This window comes from Streptomyces jumonjinensis (assembly GCF_009600885.1).
GTDB classification, from domain to species: Bacteria; Actinomycetota; Actinomycetes; order Streptomycetales; family Streptomycetaceae; genus Streptomyces; species Streptomyces jumonjinensis.
This window is the reverse complement of record NZ_VCLA01000029.1, coordinates 1-10,429: the sequence shown is the minus strand read 5'-3', so window position 1 is coordinate 10,429 and position 10,429 is coordinate 1. Positions and strand designations below refer to the sequence as shown.

Below are 10,429 nucleotides of genomic sequence, written 5' to 3'. Positions count from 1 at the left end.
CCGCGCCCGGGAAAGGTTCCACGCCCGAGAGGGAGCCCACACCCAGGAAAGGGTCCACGCCCGGGAGGGAGCCCACACCCAGGAAAGGGTCCACGCCCAGGAAAGACTCCCCGCCCGCCGCCCGTGCGAGCGTCACCGCCGCCGCCGCGTGCCCCACGTCCAGGAGCACCAGCGGCCAGGCCCGGTGGCCGTAGTGCGCGACCGTGGGCCCCACCCGTGCGCCGAGCGCGGCGAACGCGCCGTCCGGGACCGGGCCCGGCGGGTCCCCCTCCCGGAACAGCCGGTGGCGGCCCGGGTCGTACCCGTACCGGCCCGGCGGTATCCCGCACCCGGGGCCCACCAGCAGCCTGGTCTCCACCGGATGCAGCGCCCCCGCCGAGGCGACCGGCCGCAGCCGGCCCCCGGCCAGGGAGAGGCGCAGCACCCGGTCCAGCGGGGGCGGCACGGACAGCGGCTCCCCCGGCCGCCGGGGGGTGCTCCGCACAGCGGGGCCCGGCTCGACAGGCGCGGCCGAGCGGGCCCGGGCCAGGGCTTCCTGGACGAAATCAGCCGACGACGACGGCATGGTGATCAGCTCCCCGTTCACATGTGCGGCGGCGGCGTGAGCGTGAAGTCCCCCGGTCCCCCGGGAGCCACGGTGCGCCAGCCGCGCCCGGTCGCCGCGCGGGCGAAGCGCGGGCAGCCGAAGTAGCCGAACGCGGCGGGCGCGTTGGGCACCAGACCCGACACCAGCACCCGGGCGACCCGCAGCGGTGTCTCGGCGATGTCCTCCGTCGTCAGATCGAGGGTGATCAGCCGGTGTCCCCCGGCCGTGAGCCGGGCGTCGAGCGCGGCCCGGCTGCCCGGTTCGACGGACTCGATCCCCACCACCCCCAGCCGGGGCCGGGTGAAGCGCTCGGCGAGCGGCGCCGTCCGGGGGTCCAGCCAGACCTGGACATGCGCCCCCAGGTCGCGTACGGCCCCGAACTGCGGCCCGCAGTCGTCCAGATAGCGCCGGTCGTCCCGGTGGCCGAGATACAGCCCCCGGGCCAGCGTCCCCGCCTCGATCGCCTGGAAGACCCAGCCGTCGGCGTCGACCGCGCCCTGGGTGAAGACCCAGGTGTGGACGGCCTCCAGGACCGCCTTGCGGGCGGCGTCGGCCGGGTCGTACCGGCAGGCGAACCCCGCCGCGTGGATGCCGCGCGCCGGGTCGTGCACCAGCGCGGCCATGCACGGCGCGAACTCCGATGGCATCTCGACGATATGGACCGTGAGATCGCATCCCGCGAGATCGCGGGCGAGTCCGGGCACGGACGCGGGGTCGATGCCCCGGGCCGGTCCGTCCAGCTGCCACCACAGCTCCAGCGCGTCCCGTTCGACGACTTCGAGCAGTCCTCGTTCCACGGCGTCGTCGAAGCCCTGGCCGGTGGCGATGCCCGCGTAGTTGAGATGGTGGGTCCGGGGCAGCTCGCGCAGGGGGCCCTGCCGCCAGTTGAGATGGGTGAGGGCGACGGGGGCCCAGCACTCCTGGCCGTCCTCTTCCGCGCGGGCCCAGAGCGCGGGGGTGTCGGCGGTCAGCGGCCGGTAGGGGAAGCCGGGGCGCGTGTACTGCCAGTCGGCGTACGCGGGCAGTTCACCGGGTCCGTACAGCCGGCGCCCCTCGGCGAGGAGTTCGGCCGCGGTGGCCCGGCGGGGCTCGCGGGGGTGTCCGGGCGGGGGGAGCCGGTTGCCGCAGTAGCGTTCGACGGCCTCGGCGACGGCGGCGATCCGCGCCCCGGCGGGGTCGCCGAAGGTGGTGCCGAGGGAGACCCGGTCGGCGGGCCAGGCCCCGAAGCGGCGCGCGTCGGCGACTTCGGCGGTCATCGCGGTGTAGCGGGGCGGGGCGCCGGACGGGTGGGGTACGGGCCCGACGGCCCGGATCAGTCCGCAGACCGGGTCCACCAGGTCGTCGGGGGTCAGCGGGGCGCGGTCGGCCTGGGCGGTCATCGGCGGATCTCCTGTACGGGGTCGACGCGGCGGCCGTGCCCGGGGGAGAGCAGCAGGGCGCTGCCCGCCGTGCGTACGCTCCGGTGCGACGGGTCGAGCCGGGTCGCGGTCACCGGGTTCTGTCCGGTGTGCGGATTGCGGGCGTGGGCCGGGAAGTGGTGTCCGGCGATCTCCAGGCGCAGCCGGGTCCCGGCGGGGAGGCGGCGGGCGAGACAGCCGAGCGGGACGGTGAAGTCCGCGGGCCGGCCGGGCGGGTCCGCGCGCCGCTCGGCGCCGAGGGCGAGCGGTTCGGCGCGGCCTTCGGGGTCGAGGGCGATGAGGCGTACGAACCAGTCGGCGGCGGGGGTGTCGGCGGCGGCGCGCAGCCGGGTCTCGGCGGGGCCGAGGAGGTCGAGGGGCCGGGGCAGCGGCGGGGTGAGCAGCACGGCGCGGTCGGGGACGGGGTACGGGTACGGGTCCGCGTCCAGCCGGTCGGAGCGTACGGGGCGGTCCGGGTCGGCGTGGAACTCCCCGCCGCTCAGCAGCCGCAGCCCGGCGGGGTGTCCGAAGTGCCAGGAGCGGATGGTGCGGGGGCCGTCGACCGGGTACCAGTGCTCGCTGCCGCCGAGCGCGACGGCTCCCCGGCGGTCTGCTGCCGGGTGGTCCGTTCCCCGGCGGTCCGTTCCCCGTGGGTCCGTTCCCGGGCGGGCGGACAGGGCGGCCCTGGCCCAGCGGGCGGCGGTGTCGCCGAGGTCGAGGCGGTGGCCGGGGCGTGCCTCGGGGGCCGGGGACGAGGTGAGCCCGTGTCCCCAGGGGCCGAGGAGCAGCCGGGCCGGGCCGCCCCAGTCGCGCCAGAGCCGGAGGGTGTCGGCGGCGAACGGGTCGCGGGCGCCGCCGATGGCCAGCAGCGGTATCCGGGCGCTGCGGGCGCGCAGGGTGAGCTGATCGCGGTGGTGTTCGTCCCAGATCCGGGGCCAGGAGGGCAGTGCACGGCCGAGCCGGTCCGGCAGCCGGGTGACGGGGAGGTGTTCGAGCAGCCGGGGGTCGTCGGCGAGCGCCTTGTCGAGGGCGGCGGGGTCGGAGCCGGGCCGGTCGCCGTGGGCGGCCCACCAGCCGGCGCGGGCCAGCAGCCGTTCCACGCCGGAGGGTTCGCGGGCGACCTCGGCGGGCCCGAGCGCGGGCACGGCGGCGATGACCGCGTCGGGGCCGCCGCCGGGGGCCGGTCCGGTGCCGAAGGCGTCGCAGGAGCCGTCGCCGACCGCGGTGACCAGGGCGCAGTAGGCGGCGTAGGAGGCTCCGGCGGCGACGACCCGGCCGTCGCACCAGCGCTGTTCGCGGATCCAGTGCAGGGTCTGCGCGCCGTCGGCGGCCTCGGTGCGGTAGGGGTGCCACTCGCCGTCGGACGCATGGCGTCCGCGAACGTCCTGGACGACGGCGGCGAAGCCCCGGGCGGCCCAGGCGCGGGCTTCGGCGCGGTGGCGGCGGCGGTCGTAGGGGGTGCGGATGACCAGGGCGGGGAACGGGGGGTCGCCGTCCGGGAGGGTGATGTCGGCGGCGAGCCGGGCTCCCCGGACGGGTATCCGTGCCGTGGTGGCGTTCATCCGCCGGCGCCCTGGGCCGGGGCCGGTGCGGTGCGCGGGGCGGGGAGCGGGGCGACCTCCGGCACGGGCAGCACCGGGTGTTCGGTGACCGTCAGATCGCGGAGGTCGAGGCGGCGCAGCCGGCGGCGGGCTCCCGTGCGGCCCGAGGCCCAGGCGAGGAGATCGGCCATGAGCAGCCCGGCGGTCAGCGCGGCGGAGGCGGTCGTATGCCCGGGGCCGGTGTTCTCGGCGGCGGGGCCCGCCCAGTAGGCGGCGAGTTCGCGGTGGGCGGGGGTGGCGGCGAGACGGCGGAGGCGGATGTGCGCGGAGGTGACGTCTCCGGGGGTCGCCGCGAGCGGCTCCAGCCATGCCTGGGCGCCTTCCCGGTGGCAGCGCAGCCAGGCGACGCCCTGGGACGGCAGCCGGTCGGCCTCGTCCCAGAGCCTGGGCGGTACGGGCGAGTCGAGGCACCAGACCACGGCGGTGCGCCCGGTCCGGCCGGGTGATCCGAGGTCGCCCGGGGGCAGGAGGTCTCCCAGGGGCAGCAGCACGGCACCCGGGGGCAGCACGTCGCCGCCCTCCGCCCGTACGCAGCGGCCGAGCGGCTCCACCAGCACGGGGTCGCCGAGGAGTTGGACCCGGTGCCCCGCGAGCCTGCCCGGACCGGGTTGGTCCGGGTCGGGTTCGGCCGAGTCAGGTCCGGCCGGGGCGGATTCGGCCGAGCCGGTGAGATACCCCGCGTCGCGGAACGCGTCGAGCAGGGGCCCGGATCCGGGCGGCACGCCACCGGCACCGGCACCGGCACCGGCACCGGTGCCGTCGACGGCGGCGAGCAGCGCGCTCTCGCCGGTCCCGCCGGTGTCGACGCGGAGGAACTCGCCGTCCGGGGTGCGGACCGCGAGCCCCCGGCCGGGAACGGAGACGAGGGCGACGCCTGGCGCGAGCCGTGCGGTGGACATGCGGGTTGCTCCTCGCTGTCGCGGGTCGGTTGACGTTGGAGGTTGAGGGTCCGAGCAGGGGGGACGGGCCCGCCCGGAAGCGGGAGAGCGCTCCGGGCGGGCCCTGGGGGAAGAAGTCCGGGTTCCGTTCGGCCGGTCCGGACCCGTGGGCCGTGGCCTGTGGGCCGTGAGCCGTGGGCCGTGAGCCGTGAGCCGTGAGCCGTGAGCCGTGAGCCGTGAGCCGTGAGCCGTGGGCCGTGAGCCGTGAGCCGTGGGCCGTGAGCCCTACTTGTCGGCGGCCGGAGCCGCGCCGTCCGCGAGGTCGTCGCCGTCGAAGGGGTTCTCGACGAGCGCGTTGGAGTGGGTGGCGGAGAGGTGGGCGAGCTGGCCCTGCTCGGCGATCGGGCTGAACACCTTGTGCTGCTCCATGAGGTGGGTCTCCATTCGAAGGATCGATGATTCCAGCGATTCCGATGAATCACTGGTTTTCATGACAGACCATCACGTCACCGGCCAGAACCGGCGTCGCAGGAACGACACTAATGAATATGATTTTCATTCCGCAAGTCCCTCATCGAACTCCAGCGGGTGATCCGGGTAACACACGGGCCAGCCACCCTCCGGATCGCGCCCCACCCGCCCGGCCACCCCCAGCACCCCGGCCAGCAGCGCGGGCGTCACCACCTCCCCGGGCGGGCCGTCCGCCGCCACAACGCCCTTGCGCAGCGCGACGATCCGCTCCGCGAAGCGCGCCGCGTGCCCGATGTCGTGCAGCACCATCACCACCGTCAGCCCGCGCTCATGGCGCAGCCGCGCCACCGTCCGCAGCACCTCCAGCTGATGGCGCAGATCGAGATAGGTCGTGGGCTCGTCCAGCAGCAGTACGCGGGTGTCCTGGGCCAGCGCCAGCGCCAGCCGCACCCGCTGCCGCTCCCCTCCGGAGAGCGAGTCCACGGGCCGGTCCGCCCAGTCCGCCACCCCGGCGTCCGCCATGGCCCGTGCGCACACCGGGTCGTCGCCGTCCCGGAGCATCCCGAGCGGGCCCCGGGCCGCGTAACGTCCCTGCCGCACCAGCCCCCGTACCGTCATCCCCGGTACGGCGGGGGCCGATTGATGCAGCAGCGCCACCCGGCGGGCGGCGGCACGGCGCGACAGCCGGGCGAGATCGTCGCCGTCGAGCAGCACCCGCCCGGCGGCCGGGCGCAGCAGCCCGGCGCAGAGTCTCAGCAGGGTGCTCTTGCCGCAGCCGTTGAGGCCGATGAGGGCCACCAGCTCGCCCGCCGCGACGGAGAGTTCGACCCCGTCGAGCACTTCTCGGCCGGGGTAGCCGAAGCGCACCCCCTCCACCTGGATCATGTCTTCTCCTCTGTGGCGCGGCGCACCGCCGCCAGCAGCAGCACCGCCCCCGCGCAGGTCGTCAGCGCGCCGGTCGGCACGCTCAGCCGGTCCGTCTCCAGGGCCAGGGCCAGCGCCCGGGACAGCCACTGGGACGCGGCGTCCGCGCCGCCCACCACCAGCGCCCCGAGCAGCGCGGCGCCGGGCAGCGCCGTCCGCAGATCCGCGCCGAGGAGCGCGAACGCGAGATGCGGCACCAGCAGGCCCACGAACCCCAGCGCCCCCACGGCCGATACCGCGCCCGCCGTCAGCGCGACCGCGCACACCAGCGCGCCCGCGCGGGCCCGGCCGGTGCGCAGTCCGGCGGCGGCGGCCTGGTCGTCGCCGCAGCGCAGCAGGGTCAGCGGCGCGGCGAGCCCGAAGGCGAGCAGGGACCAGAAGGCGGCCCAGGGCCAGAGCAGGGACCAGTGCTCCCACACCCGGCCCTCGGCGGAGCCGATCAGCCACTGCACCACGCTGCCCAGTTCGCCGGGCGCCACCAGCAGGACCATCGCGGTCAGTCCGGACAGCGCCGCCGACACGAGCACTCCGTGGACGGCCGTCCGGACGGGGTCGGCCCGCTCCCCTCCGGTCAGCAGCCAGAGCAGGCCCGCCCCGGTGAAGCCGCCGATACAGGCGGCGATCACCACCGCGGCGGGGGACTCCCAGCCGGCGAGGCCGAGGCCGGCGGCGGCCACCGCCCCGAGCACCGCGCCGGGGGTGACCCCGGTGACCTCGGGCCCGGCGAGCGGATTGCGCAGCGCCGACTGGAGCACGGCGCCGGCCAGGCCGAGGCTCGCGCCCGCGACCAGGGCGACCAGGGTTCTGGGGAGTCTGAGCCGCAGCACGACATGGCGGGCCAGGGGCTCGCCGCCGCCCCGCAGCACCTCCCATGCCTCGGCGGGGCCGAGCGCACGCCCGGCCACCAGACCGGCGTACGCCACGACCGGCGTCAGAAGGACGAGCAGCGTCAGCAGCAGGGGCGTCCGCCGGTTCATACGCCCTCCCGCCGCGGAGCGGGCGACCGACCCCGGCTTCCCGAGCCGTGCGACCGACCCCGGCTTCCCGAGCCGCCCGGCCGGCCGCGCCCGAGCAGGGCGAGGCCGGCCGGTATGCCCAGCAGCGCCGTCCATGCCCCCACCGGGGTCTCGACCGGTGCGAGCGCGAGCCGCGCGGGCAGATCCGCGCAGGCCACCGCCAGCGCTCCGGCCGTCGCGGACCATGGCAGCCAGGTCACGGCGTCCGCCTCGGGCCGCAGCCGTCTGGCCAGTTGGGGGGCGAGGAAGCCGACCCACGCCACCGGTCCGCAGACGGCCACGACGGGGGCGATGAGCAGCACGGAGATGCCGAGCGCCGCCAGTCGCGCGCGTCGTACCCGTACGCCCAGAGCGCGTGCGTCGTCGTCGCCGAGCCGCAGTACGCCGAGTACGGGGGCGCAGAGCACCAGCGCGGGCGCGGCGAGGGCGAGCCAGGGCCAGAGGCCGGTGACATCGGCCCAGGTCCGCGCGGAGAGACTGCCCAGCAGATAGCGGTAGATCAGCTGGAGGTCCAGTTGATCGGCGAGCACCATCAGCACCAGCAGGGCGGCCTGGAGCGCCGCCGCCACCGCGGCCCCGGTCAGCAGGACGGCGGCGGGGCTCCGTCCGAATCCCGCCGCGAGCAGGGTGAGCACTCCGCCGGCCAGCGCGCCGCCGATGGCGAGCAGCGGCTGTGCGGCGAGCGGCACCTGCACGGCGAGGACCAGCGGGGCGGCGACGCCGAGCGCCGCCCCCGAGGAGACCCCCAGCATCTCGGGCACGGCGAGCGGATTGCGCAGCGCCTCCTGGAGGACGAGTCCCGCCGCGCCCAGACACGCGCCCGCGATCAGCGCCAGCACCAGCCGGGGCAGCCGCAGTTCGGTGACGACGAACTCGCCGGGCAGTTCGGTCAGGGGGACATACGGTGTGCCGAGGGTCAGCCCGCCGCAGAGCGCGGCGGCCGACGCCAGGCACAGCACCACGGGCAGCCGGCTCACTTCAGCTTGGCCGTGGCCTCGTCGAGCACGATGCCGAGCGAGCGCGTGCCGCGCCCCTTCGCCCAGACCTCGGGGTCGACCTCATGCACCCGGCCGTTCCGGACGGCCGGAATCCGCGACCAGAGCGGGTTCTTCGCGAGCTTCCGCGACAGCCGGGCGTCGCCGCCGTCCGCCGGTCCGCCGAAGGAGAGCGTCTCCACGAAGAGGACGTCGACCTCCCGGGCGAGGATCTCCTCCATGCTGTACGAGCCCTGGACTCCCCGGCTCCGCCACGGATAGCGGGAGAGCTTCGGGAAGAGACCGGCCGTGACGTCGTCGCCGGGCGTCGCGACGCCGAAGTTCTCGTCGCTGCCGAAGATGATCAGGCTGGTCAGCTCGGTGCGCGCGCTTTCCGCGCGGGCGAGCTTGCGCCGGAAGACGGCCTCTGCCGCCTCGCCCCGCCCGGTGCGTCCGGTCAGCGCGGCGAGATCGCGCAGATAGGCCACGCTCTCGCGCCAGTCACCGGGCTGCACCGGCCAGAAGACGGTGGCCCCCTTCAGCGCGGGGGCGAGCTTGCCGTGGGTGTCCTCCAGGCCGATGACCAGATCCGGCCGGTGGGAGAGGATCGCCTCGGTCTCCGGGCTGAGGAATCCCCCGGGGACCGCCGGGATGCGGGCGGCCTTCCGCTCGCCCAGGAACTCCGGGTGGGCCAGCAGCGTCGAGTTGGTGGCGACCGGGGTGACACCGAGTTCGGCCAGCATGTCGTCGCAGAGGGCGACGAGGCAGACGATGCGGCGGGGCGGCCGGTCGGTGGCGACCGTGACCCCCCGGGTGTCGGTGATCTTCCGGGCGGCGGTGATGGGTTTCACGCGTATGTCCGTGGTCCCGGCGTCCTCCCCCTCCCCGTCCGCTTCCTGGCCGGTGGTTCCACAGCCCACCAGCACGGTCCCCATCACCAGCGCGGCGGCCCAGCGCCGGATGGTCGTCAATGCTCTGCGTGACATCGCTTCTCTCTCGTTCCGAACGGACGGCGAATTGAGCCACATGATAATCATTACCAATAAGGAATGTGGCCCATCTGCCTCCCGGAGTCGTCGATGCCGCTCATGGAAACCGCCCGCCCCCGACTGCTCGTCGCCGATCAAGTGGCCGGAAACATCAGGCTGTTGAGCCTTCCGGACGGATCGGAGACGGGCCGACTGGAAGGCCGTCATCTCGCCGAGCACGCCGGGTTCCTGGCGCTGCCCCGGGGCCGCGTCGCCTTCGTGGACGACCTCGCGGGCGAACTCGTCGTCCTCGACCCTTACGGGCCCGACAGCGGACGGCCGCTGGTGGCGGCTGCCGTGCCCGTCGCCACGCCCGCCGAGCATCTGGCCGCCGACCCGTCGGGGCGGCTGCTGGCGGTGACCACCGGTCTTGGGCGGAACGAGAACGTCTGGAGCGATCTGCTGACCGCGGTGGATCTGGGCGGGGCGGACGGGCCCCGGTCGGTCCGGGTCCGCACCCGCACGGGGGAGCCGGGGGTGACGATCCTGCCCCCGGAGCCGGGGGTCACGATCCCGGGCCTGGGCATCACGCCCCCGGGCCCGGACTTGGGCGTCACGACCGCGACCCCGGACCCGGCCGAAGCGGGCTCCGGCACGTCCGGCACGTCTGACGCATCCGCCGCGCCCGGCGCATCCGACGCGCTCGTCGTGCTGCGGCATCGCGAACCCGGCTCGCTCACCGCCTACCGGCACGCCGGACTGCTGGCCTCGGCCCCCGGCTGCCCGCCCGTCACCCCGGCCCATGAGCTCCCGCTCCCCGACCACGACGGACACGGGGACGCCGTCGACCCGCTCACCGGGGAGCTGTTCGCGGCGGCGGGCTCCGGGGTCCACCGGGCCCGCCGCGCGGGAGCGACCCTCGTCGCCGGCGAGCCGCTGCCCTGGGCCGGGCCGGGCCGCGGCTGGTATCTCCGCCTCGACCCGGTACGCCGGATGCTCTGGTCCTGCGTCCGGGGCGGCCCGGCCGAGCCCGGACGGTGGCCCAAGTGGACCAACGACGCCTGGTGGCACCGGATCGACGCCGGCGACACAGGACGGCTCCCCCTCGGCCCCGGACTCGTCTTCCGGCTCGCGGTCTGCGCGCGCCATATCGCCTACGCGCGGATCCACCCCGACGGCGACGAGCTGATCCTGGTCACGGCCGCCCCCGGCGAACGGCCCCGGATCGGCGCCCGGCTGCCGCTGCCCGCCATGGCCGGAGCGCCCCGGGCAGGGGGCACCCCCTGGGACGGGGTACAGCGCAGAGCGGTCGCCGGCTCACCCGGCGGGGATCTCGTCGCGGTCACCCGGGGCGGCCACGGGGAGATCCATCTCATCGACGCCTCCCGGGCCGCGCTCATACGGACGCTGCGCCTGCCCACCGCGCTCGACGACGGCGGCCATCTCGCGCTGGTCTCCCCCGGGGACGGCGCTGAACTCGACCCCGTCGGACGATGAGAGATTGTGAAATATTTCACCCAACCCCTTGGCCGGGCGCACTGATCCATGCTGAGATGCCATCTACTCAACAGCTCGACGGCGTGCTCGGGGAGGGCATAGTGGCGCATACCGCCA

General features: G+C 75.8%; 8 protein-coding genes and 2 pseudogenes. 1 reads left to right on the top strand and 9 read right to left on the bottom strand.

Features of this window, described 5'->3' with window-relative positions; translation table 11 throughout:
* The 9 genes and pseudogenes from FF041_RS04215 to FF041_RS04175 all read right to left on the bottom strand — a co-directional run.
* Positions 1-565 (bottom strand): annotated as a pseudogene (locus FF041_RS04215) (hypothetical protein); the annotation flags it as partial.
* A gap of 17 nt (positions 566-582) precedes the next feature.
* The gene (locus FF041_RS04210; RefSeq protein ID WP_153521073.1) at positions 583-1,965 is read right to left on the bottom strand and encodes a YcaO-like family protein; all 1,383 of its coding nucleotides are present in this window, start codon (positions 1,963-1,965) and stop codon (positions 583-585) included.
* On the bottom strand, positions 1,962-3,545 hold the full coding sequence (locus FF041_RS04205; protein ID WP_153521072.1) for a CocE/NonD family hydrolase: 1,584 nt from the start codon (positions 3,543-3,545) through the stop codon (positions 1,962-1,964). The genes FF041_RS04210 and FF041_RS04205 overlap by 4 nt, the downstream gene beginning before the upstream one ends.
* Complete coding sequence (locus FF041_RS04200; RefSeq protein WP_153521071.1) at positions 3,542-4,483, bottom strand: hypothetical protein; 942 nt, start codon at positions 4,481-4,483, stop codon at positions 3,542-3,544. The genes FF041_RS04205 and FF041_RS04200 overlap by 4 nt, the downstream gene beginning before the upstream one ends.
* 264 nt (positions 4,484-4,747) lie before the next feature.
* Entirely contained in the window at positions 4,748-4,891 is a 144-nt protein-coding gene (gene amiA, locus FF041_RS04195; protein ID WP_228388019.1) for a streptamidine family RiPP, read from the bottom strand.
* Between the two features lie 110 nt (positions 4,892-5,001).
* Positions 5,002-5,818 (bottom strand): annotated as a pseudogene (locus FF041_RS04190) (ABC transporter ATP-binding protein).
* Positions 5,815-6,834, bottom strand: a complete 1,020-nt coding sequence (locus tag FF041_RS04185) for a FecCD family ABC transporter permease (RefSeq protein ID WP_153521069.1) — start codon at positions 6,832-6,834, stop codon at positions 5,815-5,817. The pseudogene FF041_RS04190 and the gene FF041_RS04185 overlap by 4 nt, the downstream one beginning before the upstream one ends.
* The gene (locus FF041_RS04180; RefSeq protein WP_323391174.1) at positions 6,831-7,850 is read right to left on the bottom strand and encodes a FecCD family ABC transporter permease; all 1,020 of its coding nucleotides are present in this window, start codon (positions 7,848-7,850) and stop codon (positions 6,831-6,833) included. The genes FF041_RS04185 and FF041_RS04180 overlap by 4 nt, the downstream gene beginning before the upstream one ends.
* On the bottom strand, positions 7,847-8,833 hold the full coding sequence (locus tag FF041_RS04175; protein WP_153521068.1) for an ABC transporter substrate-binding protein: 987 nt from the start codon (positions 8,831-8,833) through the stop codon (positions 7,847-7,849). The genes FF041_RS04180 and FF041_RS04175 overlap by 4 nt, the downstream gene beginning before the upstream one ends.
* A gap of 93 nt (positions 8,834-8,926) precedes the next feature.
* Between FF041_RS04175 and FF041_RS04170 the strand changes: the two genes are divergently transcribed.
* Positions 8,927-10,312 carry a hypothetical protein gene (locus tag FF041_RS04170; RefSeq protein WP_153521067.1) on the top strand — a complete coding sequence of 462 codons (1,386 nt, stop codon included), beginning with the start codon at positions 8,927-8,929 and terminating at the stop codon, positions 10,310-10,312.
* Positions 10,313-10,429 lie beyond the last annotated feature (117 nt).